At 44.4% G+C, this 15151-nt stretch carries 19 protein-coding genes; all 19 read right to left on the bottom strand.

The window, feature by feature from the left end; translation table 11 throughout:
* Window positions 1-15 precede the first annotated feature (15 nt).
* The 19 genes from ABMY35_RS10070 to gpM all read right to left on the bottom strand — a co-directional run bounded on the left by ABMY35_RS10070 (window position 16) and on the right by gpM (window position 15144).
* A complete protein-coding gene (locus ABMY35_RS10070; protein ID WP_349286087.1) occupies window positions 16-969 on the bottom strand; it encodes a hypothetical protein in 954 nt (317 codons plus the stop codon).
* On the bottom strand, window positions 942-1640 hold the full coding sequence (locus ABMY35_RS10065) for a hypothetical protein (protein WP_349286086.1): 699 nt from the start codon (window positions 1638-1640) through the stop codon (window positions 942-944). The genes ABMY35_RS10070 and ABMY35_RS10065 overlap by 28 nt, the downstream gene beginning before the upstream one ends.
* Window positions 1641-2123 (bottom strand): hypothetical protein, encoded by a 483-nt coding sequence (locus ABMY35_RS10060; protein ID WP_349286085.1) that lies wholly within the window; start codon window positions 2121-2123, stop codon window positions 1641-1643.
* Window positions 2120-2680 (bottom strand): hypothetical protein, encoded by a 561-nt coding sequence (locus tag ABMY35_RS10055; protein ID WP_349286084.1) that lies wholly within the window; start codon window positions 2678-2680, stop codon window positions 2120-2122. The genes ABMY35_RS10060 and ABMY35_RS10055 overlap by 4 nt, the downstream gene beginning before the upstream one ends.
* Window positions 2681-2738: 58 nt before the next feature.
* A complete protein-coding gene (locus tag ABMY35_RS10050; RefSeq protein ID WP_349286083.1) occupies window positions 2739-3014 on the bottom strand; it encodes a hypothetical protein in 276 nt (91 codons plus the stop codon).
* 153 nt (window positions 3015-3167) lie between these two features.
* Window positions 3168-4418 (bottom strand): SUMF1/EgtB/PvdO family nonheme iron enzyme, encoded by a 1251-nt coding sequence (locus ABMY35_RS10045; RefSeq protein WP_349286082.1) that lies wholly within the window; start codon window positions 4416-4418, stop codon window positions 3168-3170.
* Entirely contained in the window at window positions 4415-4993 is a 579-nt protein-coding gene (locus tag ABMY35_RS10040) for a phage tail protein (RefSeq protein WP_349286081.1), read from the bottom strand. Before ABMY35_RS10040 ends, ABMY35_RS10045 begins: the two co-directional genes overlap by 4 nt.
* A gap of 10 nt (window positions 4994-5003) precedes the next feature.
* A complete protein-coding gene (locus ABMY35_RS10035; protein ID WP_349286080.1) occupies window positions 5004-5828 on the bottom strand; it encodes a hypothetical protein in 825 nt (274 codons plus the stop codon).
* Complete coding sequence (locus tag ABMY35_RS10030) at window positions 5821-6957, bottom strand: baseplate J/gp47 family protein (RefSeq protein ID WP_349286079.1); 1137 nt, start codon at window positions 6955-6957, stop codon at window positions 5821-5823. The genes ABMY35_RS10035 and ABMY35_RS10030 overlap by 8 nt, the downstream gene beginning before the upstream one ends.
* Complete coding sequence (locus tag ABMY35_RS10025) at window positions 6947-7273, bottom strand: DUF2590 family protein (RefSeq protein WP_349286129.1); 327 nt, start codon at window positions 7271-7273, stop codon at window positions 6947-6949. Before ABMY35_RS10025 ends, ABMY35_RS10030 begins: the two co-directional genes overlap by 11 nt.
* Window positions 7273-10170, bottom strand: coding sequence for a phage tail tape measure protein (locus tag ABMY35_RS10020; protein ID WP_349286078.1), 2898 nt, complete (start codon window positions 10168-10170; stop codon window positions 7273-7275). Before ABMY35_RS10020 ends, ABMY35_RS10025 begins: the two co-directional genes overlap by 1 nt.
* A 175-nt stretch (window positions 10171-10345) precedes the next feature.
* Entirely contained in the window at window positions 10346-10630 is a 285-nt protein-coding gene (locus ABMY35_RS10015; protein ID WP_349286077.1) for a putative phage tail assembly chaperone, read from the bottom strand.
* The gene (locus tag ABMY35_RS10010; protein ID WP_349286128.1) at window positions 10620-11201 is read right to left on the bottom strand and encodes a hypothetical protein; all 582 of its coding nucleotides are present in this window, start codon (window positions 11199-11201) and stop codon (window positions 10620-10622) included. Before ABMY35_RS10010 ends, ABMY35_RS10015 begins: the two co-directional genes overlap by 11 nt.
* Before the next feature lie 56 nt (window positions 11202-11257).
* Window positions 11258-11710, bottom strand: coding sequence for a phage protein (locus ABMY35_RS10005; RefSeq protein ID WP_349286076.1), 453 nt, complete (start codon window positions 11708-11710; stop codon window positions 11258-11260).
* Window positions 11711-11719: 9 nt separating this feature from the next.
* Window positions 11720-12814, bottom strand: a complete 1095-nt coding sequence (locus ABMY35_RS10000) for a DUF2586 domain-containing protein (RefSeq protein WP_349286075.1) — start codon at window positions 12812-12814, stop codon at window positions 11720-11722.
* A gap of 13 nt (window positions 12815-12827) precedes the next feature.
* Complete coding sequence (locus ABMY35_RS09995; protein ID WP_349286127.1) at window positions 12828-13451, bottom strand: phage virion morphogenesis protein; 624 nt, start codon at window positions 13449-13451, stop codon at window positions 12828-12830.
* 1 nt (window position 13452) lies between these two features.
* On the bottom strand, window positions 13453-13926 hold the full coding sequence (locus tag ABMY35_RS09990; RefSeq protein WP_349286074.1) for a phage tail protein: 474 nt from the start codon (window positions 13924-13926) through the stop codon (window positions 13453-13455).
* On the bottom strand, window positions 13923-14360 hold the full coding sequence (locus ABMY35_RS09985; protein WP_349286073.1) for a phage head protein: 438 nt from the start codon (window positions 14358-14360) through the stop codon (window positions 13923-13925). Before ABMY35_RS09985 ends, ABMY35_RS09990 begins: the two co-directional genes overlap by 4 nt.
* An 82-nt stretch (window positions 14361-14442) precedes the next feature.
* Entirely contained in the window at window positions 14443-15144 is a 702-nt protein-coding gene (gene gpM / locus ABMY35_RS09980; protein WP_349286072.1) for a phage terminase small subunit, read from the bottom strand.
* Window positions 15145-15151 lie beyond the last annotated feature (7 nt).

Raw genomic sequence — 15151 nt, 5'->3', positions numbered from 1 at the left:
AAATCTGTGCAAAAGTCATTCAACCACTGGCTCTAGAGTGCTTTTTAATGCATCAGCTGTGTTTTTGTGGTTGGTAAACTCGGGTTTGGTAATGGGTGGCCCTGCGCCTTGTGATTTATGACCATGATTTTCAAGGCTGGCGCTTAAGTCTTTAACCAGGTTAATAAGGTCGAGTAATATTTGAACGGCATTGACTGAGTTATTACCTAGCCAAACCGTTGCACCCTCTAATTTTGCCAGCTCTGTGGCTTTGGCGTGAAGCGTTTGAAGTGACTCTAAATTCATATTCTCATGGGCTTTGATATCTAGCTGTTTTTGAGTGCCTAGCATGAGCCCTTCCAGGGCAACAAGTAACGCCTTTTCACCGACGATGGTTTTTAGTGCGCCCATGACTTCGGTTATTTGATTGCCGTCTATTTTTAAAGTGTCGTCTGTGTCTATGCTGCAGGTGCGTTGGTGGTAATTTTCGTCACGGGCTCTTGCTTCGATTTTGCTGGTATCACTGGTTTGGGTGATATCGCCATCGGTTTCAATGTGCCAATTGCCGTTGCTGCCTTTTATTTGAGCGCGACTATTTTGCTTTAAGCTGACATCGGTGTGTTTATGCTCTGGCACCAAGCTTTGCCATGGCAAAATGCTGGTAATGATGGGGGCGCTGTTTAGTCCGTCGATATATTGAATTAAACAAAACATACCTGGCTTTGGCTCGTTGATTAGCCCTGCTTCGCTTGCTTGGCCTGTGGCTAACGTGACTTGCTCAAAGATTGGCACGTTCAAAGGCGCATAGGTGTGTGGGTTTATAGGCTGAATATCAGCGGCTTTGTATGGCCTAAATGGTGTGCTGATTTTGCTGCCATTGATTGGCAAATCGTAAATGTTTTCGATTCTTGCAAGTTGCGGTAAATGTTTACGCTCGCCTAGCTCTGGAAAGTGGCGAAGTATTAAGCGCTTAACAGCCTGTTTGACCATTGTATTTGCATCCTATCATTTTGAAGGGTTACTTCCTGTATGTAACGCCCGTTTAGTTTTAGCCCTGGTCTAAGTTTTGGTATTGCGATTACTTCGCCCGTGGTTGAGCTGGTTGTTTTTATTGAATGCTCGGGGTAATCGTCAATTGTGGTTTGTGCCCATCGGCTATGCTGCCAACTGCCCACATAGATTTTACCGTCGGGGCGCTGCTGATAAATAAACTCGGGGATTTGCCAGCACTGCCCTATTTGCTTGAGTGCTTGAATGCCTGTGCCCGCATGACAAAACATGGGCAATGTAGTTTGCATGTAATCGGCATCGGGGGTTATAAACTCGAGTCGATTATCTAGCGCGTTTAATATCTGGTTTATGGTGGCATGACGAATTGATAGAGCGGATTGAAATGCCAGTGCGCCTAATAGCTCTCGACAAGTTAGGTACCAACGGCCATTGGCTTGGTGCTTAGATTCAATCACACCTAAAAAGTACGGGGTCATGTTTGTGAGTTCATAGCCTAAATGCAATTCGACTACACCACTGGGTTCTTGCTCTGTGACCACTTCAAACTTGGCACGGCCTGCGCTGTATAAATCGAGTTGTACTTGTTTACTGATAACATTGGTAACAGGGCTGCCGCCAATAGTCAGTGAATCTGATAACCGGGTGCTCATTTATGGCCCCTCGATGTTTTCAAACTGCTGCTGAATTTGTGTGTGTGACTCAGTGCTTTGAGCTTGGCTGTTTTGGTTTGCGGTTGTATCAAGCTGTTGCTGTTCTCGCTCCGAAATTGAACGCACTTCAAGTAATTTAAACGTCACTTGCCAGCCTTTCACTTCGTTTAGTTCTGTGGCTTTTACTTCGCCGTCAAATTTGGCTTTGCGAATTTTATAGGCTTCAGCTAAAGCGTTGTTTACGGTATAGGTTACCCGTGCACCATTTTCGTCGAGCGCTTTGGCTTTGGTAATGAGAGCGGCTAAGTCGTTTTCATCAGCATGGGCAATTTTAGTTTTTACGGTCAAAACACCTGGCTTTACGCCATTGTCTGAACTCAGTGCAAATGAACCAAAGCCCGACATATCACCACCCGCCAGTTTTACCCCTGCATTCACTTGGGTGTCATAACCTGGTATTTGCCAGCCATCAATGGCAATCATAGTACTTCCTTGATTTTATTCAGCTCGCTTAGTTCACCTACGAACAAGCAAAATGCCCAATATGGTGAGTCATCGCCCATTTGCTCAACTTGCCTTGCCAATGCATCAGCACTGCCCGCAATCAGTATGCGATTATCAATGCCTGTGTTTCTTGCTGTAAAAGGCTGATTTAGTCGCTCGTTACGTGCGGCTTTTAATTCTGTGACTTGGGTAAATGCGTCATCAATGTTGGTGATTAAGCTTCTACCCTGCTCGGCCACTTCTGCCAGTTCTTCAGCAATTTTTTTTTGTTGCAATGGCTTTAGGCTTTGCAAACTATGCTCACACCATTCTAGGCTTTGGCCTTCATAGATTGTGAATTTATCTTGCTCTAATGAACTCAAGCTTTGGGCATAGTGTTGGCAAGTAACTAGCTCGGTTATAGGGCAATAATCGTTTATTGTTTCAAGTTGGCTTGCCAGTGCTGCGGGAGTTGTTGCGCTTAAAGATAAGAGTAAACCGTTAAAGCTTGACGGCTTATCAATGCGTGAATCGTCTCTTAGGGCTTTAAAAAGCAAAACCGCGCCCGCTTGCATGGTGCAAGGGGCGGCGGTTTGGTTAAAGCAAAGTGTGAGGTTATGCATTTTCAGGTAATGGGTAACGTGCTTTAATTTCGGCTACTTTATCTTGCCATTTTTGCTGCGACTGGGCCGTGCCGTCGAATTGCGCTTCCATGAATAACGGGTCTGATTCGGCTATATAGGCAGCTTTACGCTTCTCAGCATTCTGGCCTAGCTCAAACTGCTGCTGATTAAGCACTGAGTCAATTTGCTCTTGGTCCATGCCTAAGCTTTGCATGTACTCAGCGCTTGTGTTGCTGTGGCTTGCGCCTTTGTAGATATATTTAAACATACTTTTACCTTTTAAATGGAGCTTTAAATAACTTTAGCTTTATGTTGTGTGCGTTGGCATGGCTTGCATGTCCCATATTGCTAGCGCGGTCAAATTAATCTCCTTTTATGTCATTTCCGGGCTATCGCCCGGGATTCAAATTTCAATAATCAATTACGCAAAGAAAGCGGGACGAAAACCGATACTACTGTTCGCATCCGAACGGCCATAGTTAAGGTAGAGCGCGCCCAAGCCAGAGCTCGAGCCATTGCCCCAGTTGCCGCCACGCAGCGGGAATCTACTGCCATAATTTCGGCAGTAGATTGCACCATTCACAGTAGAGGTTGACTCAGACTCAATAAGCAAGCAGCGTAAAATCTCGATTTTTTGATACGTTTCTGATTTTGTAATAGCTGCAAAATGGCTGTTTGTTAAATACGGATTGTCGTTACTATCTTCACTTGCTGGCCCATTACGGTTTGTAATTGCGCTGTTAAGCACTGGCGATCCAGCGCTGCCGGTGCCTTCTGTGTTTGCGACTGGTGAATCAAAATAAGCTGAATGCTTGATCCAGTTTTCCTCTACGATTTCTGGGTTGTTATCTAGCGTAGTAATTACCTGACCTTCACTTAACATCATTTGATCTAGCCACTCCCACACGTTACCGACTAGGTCTTGAATGCCCCATTCTGTGTGGTCATGCGACCATGTTGCAGGGCCTTTACCTGTGTCGGTTCTTGAAAGTCCTGCCGCATCTCCCGGTATGCCATCATCGCTACGACGCGCTGTTTCTAGCTTGTTTTCGTGACTGCGACCGTAGTTCGTATTTCCGCGGGGTACGGTATCATTAGCTAGTGACCAAAGTGCGATTGCAGCCCATTCGTGAATGCTCATCATGTGCCAGCCTGCGCCCTTATTGTTACACAGCGCTTTTGCTACATCGTAATTCACTGATGTGCGGGGTTGCGCACCACCAATTACCGAACAGCCGCCATTTGCGCCTGATGATGCTAGGTATTTTGCAATGAGCACTTCGCCCATTTGTTCGCCATTACGTTGGAACATGGAAGGTGTACCAGTGCCTAGCATTAAGTCAACGCCAAGGCGATCAAGTATTGCTTGGTTGATGTCTTCGTAATTAAAACGTGGGATGCGCACCATGACATTTGGGTTATCTTGCTCGTCAATTACTACAGTATTACGGCCACCTGACGCGTCTTCGATTGCTTTTCTATAGCCTTCTGATGCTACGATTGCAAGTTGCGCGGAGTTTTCCTGTACTTGCTGAACAAGTGCATCCTTTTTGCTGCTATAGTCTTTTTCTAGTGCTGCTGCCTTGGAATCTATCTCGGCAGCTTTGTTTTCTACCGAAGTTACTACTCGGTCTGCCGCTTTAACGATATCGTTGATTTGTTCAATGCTCATTTTAGTTCCTTGTTGAATACTTTAAAATCTGACATTAAGAAGAAGTTACGCAATGTGCGATACATGTTATTTACTTGCGCGGTTGCTGTGGTCAGTGATAGCGCGTTTAGCGCATCAATCTGTGGCGAGTAATCAAACATCCATGATTGGGCGGGTATGGTGATTCGGGCCAGTGCTGCGGCGGCTGCAAATTTGAGCACAAACGAGCGGTTATGTACGTTGTTTACCCCTTTGCGTTTTCGCTGCATTGGCAAGTAATCAACGGCAAGCAACAAACCTGTTTCGGTCACTAAACCAATCCAGTTGTAGTCAAAGTCGCCAATGTCTTGCTCTAGAATGACCGCCCAAGCTACGGTGTTATCATCCACTTTACCTTCAACGTCGATATTGCGGCGATGCACAATCTGTAAGCTTGGCGGCATGCCTTCGTTTGGGTTACGCTCGGCCTTTTCATTAAGGTTTGGTATGTTGGCAAAGACCAGCTCTTTAACCCCTAAGCCCTTATCATTTAAAGCTTGGGTGGCAATGTGCTTTTTCCCTGCGGTGGTTAAAATCCCTGTTATATTTTCGCTCATAACTTTTCGCTCATAACTTTTGCGGTAATAATTTGGCGGTGCTAATGCCGCCCTCCTTGCTAATAAATCCGTGTTTATGCTGTGCATGAAGCGTATGCTGTACGGTTAAATGGGTGGCTAAAAACTCGGTATTGCTCACTTTGTTATCAAGCCCGATAAACTGATACACCTGTTCAAGTTCAAGGCCGTGTTTTACATCGTGTTCGATTGGTAGCAAAGGCGCTGAGCTTGATCCATTTTGTAATGAAGTAAAGCCATGCGTATATTGCTGCTCGGCTTTGTTATCTGCTTTTAAATACAGAGCGTGTGGCACATGGCAACTGTCCCATTGCACATGGGTTTCACCTAAAGACAAAAACACATCGGCCACGTTATGCACGGTAAATTCATAGCGTCGACAAGTACGGCCATACAATTGAATAATCTCAGGTAGTAAGTTGTTATTTTTAGCTAAGGCCGTATCGCTGATATCTAAAGCAATAATATCCCAGTCGCGTCCGTCGATCCGTTCACGTACATTGAGTACTTCGATATCTAAACGGGCAAATACGTCTTTGATGTTTGCCAAGTCACCCGCTTCAATGGTATTTACCAGCGCATGTTGCACCCGCTTTCGATATAAACTCACAGGTTCGTTGTCGAGCTTATCGGTTAAGCGCTCCCAAGCTAAAAAGCTTAAAATAGGCTCTGCGTTTTGTTGCGCTTCTTTTTGGTTTACTGCCCACATCACAAACTCGGCGGTTTTATTCCAATAGCCTGACGCGGCTTTTACTAGCTTTTGTGCATAGCCTTTGTTTAACCAAGTTGCGATTTGTACGCCGTCAGACTTAAACACGCTTGACCTCCAAATTGCCCAGCACGGGCAACCAGTTCTGAGCATGAATGTCATCAATGTTGAATTTGATAGATTTAAGCTGCTCAAACTTTTCGTGGCATTCACTGATCAACTGACTAATTGAAAACTCACTGTTATGTGCAACGCGGGTTGGTTTATAAGCGGCATTTTTTCTAAAAGCTGATTCAATAAACGCGGTTAATTCAGCGTTTATGTCTTGCTCTGTATGTAATGAATATTGCGCCACCACATTAAAACTTTGGGTGGGCATGGCATAAACCATAAAGTCATCACCCAAACCATGATGGCCTTTATCTCTAATATGCGTATTAATGGCACTTAATAGCGCTGAAGGCACCGCACCCACATCAAGGTAAATATAGGCATTTGCGGTACCTGGTCCTCTTGGGGCTTGCGTTTCAATTTCGATGTTATCAATGGGCACATGAAAATTTGCGATTATCTGTTTATACACAGAATTAATATGCCAACGTGCTGCGGTACCAAACACATTACGAATGCGGTTACGGTAACTTTCAGTGTCTTCACTGTCTGCGCCTGGTCTTAGTAACCAATCTGCAGAGTTGGTGACAGTGACTCCATCTTGTTGATCAGCAAAATAACGATAGGCATTTTCAGGCAAATTAAAGCCCGCGCCTTCTTCAACCGCTTCAGCCAATGCATAGGCTGTGCTTTGTCCGTCTTTAAAATACGCTTCTTGCAGCAAAACCAATTTATAAACTTGGCCGCCAATCACATCGGTAACAACTTCAGACCCTTCAACAATGGCGCTTTCGCCTTCGCTGTTTGTTCTGGTAAAGGTCAGTAAGCCTTGTGCTTTTAGCCCTGTTTGAATAAACACATTGCGAGCGGGGCCATGCTTTTCAATTAATGCCTCACGGCTTGCAGTCATGATAAAGAGATCAGGCATTAGCGTTTGCGCAATCCAGTTAAATAACTTCACCACAGGTTTTGTGATCAGCGCTTCAATGGTTCGCCAGAACGGGCCAAAGGGTGAGTCATTGGCAACCGTGATATTTTGATTTTTAAGTTCAGCCCGCCATTGCTCGGCGGCTTGTTCTTCAGTCAGTGGTAAACCCGCTTTTTCCATCAGGGACTTAAATTTCATAATTGCCCCCGTACTGTCTGGTTTTAGCTTCAATTGATAATCCGTTATCGTTTTTTATTATGTTTATTGAACCTGGTTTAAGCCTGTTGTCTTGTTCAACGAGCAATTCAAGTTCAGTTAATATGGGTCTAATGCCGTTTTGGTTACGAAGGCCAATAAGCTGCACCAATAAACCACTTTCTAAAATGCGGTGTTTGATATCTTGGGCAATGGTATCAGCGGCTTTTAAAGTACTGGGGTTCAGCGAGTCATTTAATACAAAGTCCCCTTCGACCACAGCAAAGTCTATGTGTAAGTTGATATCATCAAAGTTCATCATGATGCTAACTCCATCACATCTTCAAAGGTGCGGGCTATGTCATCGGTTTTTACCGTCAAGCTTTCAATATGCACACTCTTAGAGTTGTCACTGCTTGCATTACTGGTACTGATATTGTTGGTTTTTGCAAGCTGCTGTAAAAAGGCTGAGCGCTTAGGCTTGGCAACATAAGTGCTATTTAGCTCGGTTTGCTCTTGTTCTAATGACTGAGCGCTTTGTTCAATAATCTGGTTTTGGGCATTGTTGGTAATTGCGTGATCTAAATAACCCAGTTGTGTGTTTTGGGTTAAAGCTTGTTGTGCGCCCAGTGCATAATGATTGCTTGGTGACTCATTATGATTAGATAAAACTTGTGCATTAAGTGGGATCACATTGCTTGGGAGTGATTGATTTACTTCACTTACTTTTGAAACAGGTGTGTTAGTAAAATTATCAACTGTGCTAGTTAACGTATTTTGTAATGTAGATTGTGACGCAAACTGACTGGTTTTTTCACTATGGCCAACATAGTCATTTATAACTTTACTCGATACTGAATCGTGAACCCTATCGCTTGCTGCAGCATAGTCATTAGTAACTCTGTTAGTTGGTACAATGTTGTTTGCTTGAGCTAATGCATTCGAGCTTGAGAGCTGAAAAACATTGTTAGGTAAAACATGAGTCGATTGAGAAGACAAAACACCACTTTGGGTTTGTTCAAGCACTCGATTAGTTGCACTATTACCAGCTTGCAAGCTTGAGAACTGCACAACCTTGTTTGATTGTGCTTGCTCTAAACTTTGTAGTGAGTGATTTTGAACTTTCGGGATCACATAGTCTGCTGCTTGGTTAGCGGTTATAGTGTGTTGAATAGCGTTTGCATGTGTTGTGCTTTCTAGCGCTTGAACCGCTTTGCTTGGCTGTTTGCTAATTTTCTGCACTTCTTCATCATCACTAAAGAAGTCGATAACCATGTTTAAAATGCCATTTTCTGCCACAGACTTTAAAAAGCCGGTGACACTGGCAGATATATCACTGAAGAATTTAAAGAACGCACTTACTTTTGAAAATACGCCATCGAATACGCTTGAGATAAATTCGCCAATGCCTGAGAACACTGCGGCGATGGGTTCATACACGGCCATAAATGCCGAAGTAATAAAGCTAGTAACTGTGCCGACTACTTCACTAATAAAACCAAATGCTGGGGCAACAAAATCATAAATCGCTGAGCCGATAGACTTGACCAGGTACCAAATGATTTGCAGCGGTAAAGTGATTAAATCAAAGGCGATTTTCATGCCTGTCCAGATCGCTGAATTGTCGGCCCACTCACTAAACGCCGCTGAGATTTCATCAAAGTAATAAACCAGCGCTGATACTGCGGCAATGGCAGCGACTACGCCGATCACTATCCATGTTATTGGGTTTGCAAATAATGCGGCTGAAAAACCCCATGCTGCGTTGGCTGCTGCACCCAGTTTGGCCGTGATTAAACTTAATACACCCACACTCATGCTTTGCATTCGGCTTAACATGCCGCCCACAAATGACAAGGCATTACCATAGTTAGCTGCCGCAAAACTCGCGGCTTTCATGGCTGCGGTTTGAATCGCTAATGCGCCCGACCAGGCTTTAGAGAAAATACTGGCAAGTTGGGTGGCGTGTGCACCTTGCAACATGGCTAAGCGATATAACCCCACTAAGGTATTGAAGGTACCCATGATCACCATTGCGCCAATAAGCGCCACAACAAACGCGCCAATAATGCCACTTAAAACGGGGAACTCTTGGGTTAACCACACCACGCCTTGTAAAAGCTTTGCGAGCAAATCAACAATAGGCTCAATTATTGGCAACACGGTTTGGCCCATACTCACCAATGCCGCATTAAGCGACCCGCCGAATCTGTCCCACGCGCTGCCCATGGCGTCGGCCATTTCAACGGCTACACCCATATCTGAAATATTAGAAAGTTGGTTTATGTTGTTTTCAAGCTGGCTTACTTGGGGCATGAGTTGCTTTATAAGCGCCACGGCTTCTTTGGTACCAAAGGCTTTTTGTAATGCGTCACTTTCTGCCACGGTATCTATGATCCCAAACTTTTCATGTATGCGATTCATCACATCAACCATTGGCAACATACGACCCTGTGAGTCGGTCAGTTGTATACCGAGTTTTTCTTGGGCTTTACCTACACCACTTAAGAACGCACGGTATTTGGTACCCGCTTCACTGCCTGACATGGTGGCTTGTAATTGACCTAACACGGCCATTGACTCATTCATGGTAATACCATGAGAGTTTGCTTCAGCACCTAATGTGCTAAACGCGCCCGCCATTTCTGAGCCCGTTGTTTTAAACATGCGCACAGAGGCGGCGGTTTGCCCTGTTAGCATTTGCACCCATTCCGACTTGCCCACCTCTTTGGCAGTGTCTTGATAAATACCGTACATGGTACCGAAATAGTCAGTGGTGGTTGCGGCATCAGATTTGGTGCCTTCGGCAAGAATGGCTGAAGACTCGGTAAACTGAGCCAGCTCTTTACCCGTAAGCCCACTGATTGCCGATTGAATATCGTAAGAGCTGCGAATAACTTCGGCTGTATTACCACCGTAATTACTCACAAAATTCATTGCGGTGTTATTGAGTTGTGTCAGTGCCTGGTTAGACACATCAAGGGATTGTACTTCACCCAAAGCGGCTTGTGCTTCAATAGCAGGATTCAGCGAGCCGACCAGCATCATGGCTCCGCCCGCTGCATTCATCAACCCGCCAGTTAATTGCTCTTTGGCACTGGCTGTTTGTTCACTCAGTTGGTTTATTTTAGCTATGATCTTATTCACAGGCCCAGTGACTTTATCAATGAGGCCTATTGAATATTGCAGCTTGTCCATTTTACTGAGTGAACTCATGTGTTTTACTCTTCGCCGTTTAGTGCCATGCAAATGCCGTTGTTTACAGCAACCTTTAACGACTCCTGTTGCTGAGTTTCAATAAAGAGCGCTTGCGCCAAGCTTTCGTCAGTTATTGGCAAATTGCCAAAGTGTTTGGCGTGATAAGCAAATAACTGATCTAAGCGGTTTTGCTTTATTCGCTTGGCTCGCTCTTCGATTTTTTTACTGAGAAATTAAACTCTGGCGTATAGTCTTCAATCACAGTGCCGACCATGTGCAAAGCGGCACCTGGTTGTTGTAACAATGTCTTGAGATCTTTTTTCTGAGCATCTTCAACCGTGGCTAACAAAAAGTTAGTGGCTGGCTGAATTTTATTAGTCGGTGTCGTGCTGTTTAGATACTTGTTGTAAGCCTGACCCGTTACATTAAAAGTAAATTCTTGTTCACCAGTTTCAATCACAATCTGTTTAGTTTGCATGTTCCTTGCTCTCTTTTAGTTGGTTTTGTTCAAGCAACGTATAGCTGAAGGTATTGCCATAGCGTTCAGCCGATTGCTCACAAAGATTAATAAATTTGTTAAAGTCGTCGGGGTTCGCAAACACTTGGCAACCCGCCGACCATTTATCGACTTGCTTTGATTCGGTGTGTTCGCTGGCTCGATGACAGTTAATGCCAAAGTAACCGCTTTGAAGCGTTGCGGCGTTTAGGTCGGTTTCAAGCTCGGTGTTTTTATCGTTATCACGAAGCACTAAAACAGGTTTGTTTTGAACAAGGGCCTTGTACTTGCCTTGATGAAAACCAAACGTCCAAAGGCCAAGATGTTGCCCCGCAACTAATACCGCTGTTCCGTCAATGTTCATTGGGTGTTTACGCCAATAAAGGCCCGCATCAGTGGTGGCTTTGAATTGCTTAAGTTGCCACTCACCGTTTTGCTGATACAGCACACAAATTAAGTCATTAAAAGTATTCGCTCGGGTATTGGCGGCACGAATACCAATAATGTTTAGGTTTAGTTCACCTTCGAATACCTTGTGTTTACTCAGCGCCATGGCACTGAGTAACACTTGCGGGCTAAGTTTGACTAAGAGTTTGCCAAGGCCACGCATTACAGGTTTCTCACTTCATCAGCGGTGAGATAAGGCACACCATTGATATGCACAAAATCTGGTGAGGTGATCGGGCATTTTATAGAGAAGGTATTCTCTTCGCCGCCTTCAGCTTTAATATTTAAAAGCTCTTCAAGTTGCGGCATACAACCAAAGGCTTCTACATTTAAATCACCTGCTGCAACACTTGCAGTAAATGCCACATCAAAAGGTTCAATGCCTTTCCAGCTACCAGCCTGTTGTGCTTGTGCTTGCACCAATAAGAAGTTTTCGTGATCAAGTTTTAACGTTACTTCGGCTTCCACTGGGCCATCAATCCAGCCCTTTGGAATACCACGCACCATTTTTGGTTTTCGGCCATCGGTAATTTTTACGCTGGCTTCAACAACATGCACCATGGAGTTACCCATGAAGCAATCAAAATCCTTTCCGCCTAATACTTTTTTAGTCATGATCTGTCCTTAGCGATCTAACATAATGCCAACGGTGATTGTGCTTGGTGAGTCAATTGGCTTCACCTTCAACACAACGTGTAAGTGCTTTTCATCCATAAAGGTCAAGCTAATGCTGTCGTCTTTAGGTGCATCAATTAAACCTGGAAACTTATCAGCGCCAATGTTGACTGATTTGCTCATGTCTAATAGTGGTTTGCCCAATTTGCGTTTACCGTAAGCAATGCCCGTTGGTGAGTTATTTAGCTGACGGTTTTTAATTTCATAAATGGCTTTAATGCGCACTTGGCGAGCGGCCATATCAACAACTCGGCCAATTTCGATTTGCTGAAAATCACCACCTTCAGCGTCGAGCATATTTACGTCACCAAAGTAAGTGCCATCGAAGTCTGGGTAAAACTGAACACAGCTAAAACGCAATGCATCAAGTGCAGCTGTGGTTGCATTAGTCAGTGGTTCGCCCGCACTGTCTTCTGGTGCAAGCATCAGCGACATTGCACCTGTTTGTGTTCGCATTGGAGAGTCAGCAATGGTCACTGAGCGCTTACACAAACGACCTAACACACCGCCCAATTCGTCACCAATTAGCAAAGGCACTACGGCAACACGATCACCCACTACGCCATCTACTAATGGGTTTAAGGCTGTAACTAGTTCTGACCAGGTTTGAGTACCATCCAAACCTGGGGCGGCAACAAGGGTGCGAACATAACGCGCATACTTGTTTAAGATTTCGAGGTTTTTAGCCTGATATGCTTCAACTTCTGCTTTGCCTGTAACTGGCGTACAAATCACAATGATTTCAGGGCTAATATCCTGCTCCATGGCTTTATCAATCAGCGCTAAAATATTCTCGCCAGCACCGTGAGAAATGGCATAACCACTTACCAGGTCATCACCATTACGCTGCCATGCTTTAAGCTGTGTTTTTAGTGGTGAATCTGCATCACCAAAAAGTGTGTCAAAATCACTTTGTGCATTGATTGCTTGAATTACACCATTATTTGCTGGCGCTGCACCAATCACTAACGATGTGCGCTCGACTTCTTTGGTCGCACCGCTGCCAGTTTGCATGGCGGCAACCGAAACTTTACCTTGTGCCATAATCGATCCTTGTTCATGCCACTTGCATGGCTTTGTTTAAAATAAAACTCATGTGCTGTTTATGCTCTTTTTTCGTTTCACCTAAAAAAGAGCGGGCGGGCAAATCAATTTGCCATTTGCTCTTACCTGAGCCGCCCTTTAATTCTTTGAGTAGAAACCCCGCTTGATTGAGCGTGAGGTTTTCAGTTATCCATTTAATACTGGGCCTTTTGGTACCCTTGCCCCGATTACGCGGGATTTTATAACCCGCTGCAATCAATGCTTTTGCAATACCGCGTGTTGCCATGCCTTGCTTACTCTGTTTTCCGCTACGTTTGCTTGGCGTGACATCAAAACTTGCGCCTTGTTGGTGCGCTGCTGCAATCTTGCCTGTTTTACGGCCTTTAAAATAAGCATGGGCGTTGTTAGGACCAAAGCGTACTTTCATCAGTTTTTTAAGCTTGGTGAGCATTTTCTTTTTCTTACCGTTTGCTCTACCTTGCCACTGCTTACCTGTTAAATCTTGCTGGCGAGTAATGCGCCTTCTACTTTGTTTACTGACGCTTCTGATCACACTTCTTAATATGTTTCGACGTTTGCGAGGCTTCAGCGATAGCAAAGTCAGTTGCTCAATGCTTTGCCCCTTGTCGAACTGCATATTAAGCACGGCTTATTCCACCTTCTAAGGTGAACATCTCAGCAATCCACAGACTTTGTTCACCAAAGTCATAACGAACACCATTTAACTCAAATGGGCCGCTCGGTGCTTCTACCAAAACCACATCTTCACTAAGCGCTTCAATCTGAAGTTCTATCTCATTGCTGTTGTCGTCGTTTAAATCTGAGCTAAATTCAATGCTGTCGCTGTCATCTTTTGAGCCGTTGTTTTGCAACCAAAAAGAAGCAAATGCACAAATTAATGGGGCGGGCGCTGCACATGGATTAATTGAGATCACCCCGCTATAGGTAAACCGTGCGGCCAATATGCCGTTGCCATTAATACGCTTAGAGCTGGGCTCAATCACCCCGCCCTCAATCCAGCAATCGAACTGCTCTGGTAGAGCTAGCAAATGCCCCTGATATTGGGCGCTTTGTAAATGTGTTTTTAGCTTGGCTATTTTGCTTTGGCTCATATCAATTCAACCGTTGCTGTGGGGCTTAAGCCGATTAATAAGCGCACATTGTTTATGCTTTGCTGTTGCCAATAATCGAAGTTATCAACGCTTGCTTGTTGTTGTGCCGCTGCATTGTCTCTGTGGGTATTACTCAAACGACTGATTAAGGTGCTTGCTTTGGCTTTGCTATACACGGCCAATTTATAAAACAATGTTTGCTGAGCGTTTAAAGCCTCGCCATTGCTGAGCATTACCTTATCGAGTTCTTGATTTATCTCAGCTTGAGCGGCTTTGAGCTTATCTCTGATCACATTTGTTTTATTTGAGTATTCACTTGGCAGCGCAAAGTTTTCGATAAAATAGGCTGTGCTTAAATCGGGGTAATAGCCATTACCTGCAACCACTTGGTCGTGGGCTTGTTGGTCGGCTTTAGGCATGTTTGATAAATTCATATTACCCTCGTTTAAATTTGGGTGAGCGCCACTTAGTCTTAAGCAGCCAATCGCTTTGCGTTAACTGGTTAAGCTAAGTTGCTCACTGGCGTTGGAGCTGTTTTTGTAATTTAGCGACTAAGGTTTTTACACCCGCTTTGTCGTTAATCTCTTGAGCAAGTTGCCCAAACCGTAAGGCATTACCGTAGTTATGCATTGTCGCTTCAATTTTGGTCGTTATGGCGTAAAGCTTGCCGCCTGCAATCTCACTACCCGCCCAATCTTGGTGCTGTGTCGAATCAATTACCCGATGCAACACAAAAGCAATTTTTGCCAACTCATCAACCGTACTTTCGGATTGTAGATACCAATTTGCATCGTCATATAATTGGTCGATTAAAAAAGTCGGCCAATGTTTAGTATTGAACTGCTTAGGCAATGGTTGCTTTTGTTCAATGAGCAGTGGCAATAACTCAATGGCCTGTGCCCAGCGTTTAAGATCGACTAACCAAATGAACACCCATGCCAAAACAAGGTTTGGGTGATTATCACCACTTAAGCGGTATTGGTTTATGTAACCTAAATAATCGTTCTTCTCGATTGCTTTGGCTTTGTAATCTGCTTTGTCGCAAATATCGCCAAATGTTTTTAGTTGAGCCAAGTCAGAGTTAATTGCCGCTTTAAAAAACGCGTACTCAGTTTGCTGATTTTCGCTTTGGTTCACCTTTGCGGGTGCACTCGTTTTCACTGCGCTTGTTGGCACTTCGCTTTTTGATTTGGCTAATGCTCGTTTAACTAGGCTCATTTAAAAA

This window comes from Pseudoalteromonas sp. BZB3 (genome assembly GCF_040104455.1).
Classification (GTDB): Bacteria; Pseudomonadota; Gammaproteobacteria; order Enterobacterales; family Alteromonadaceae; genus Pseudoalteromonas.
Note: the sequence above shows the minus strand (reverse complement) of the source record. Positions and strands in the feature narration are given on the sequence as shown.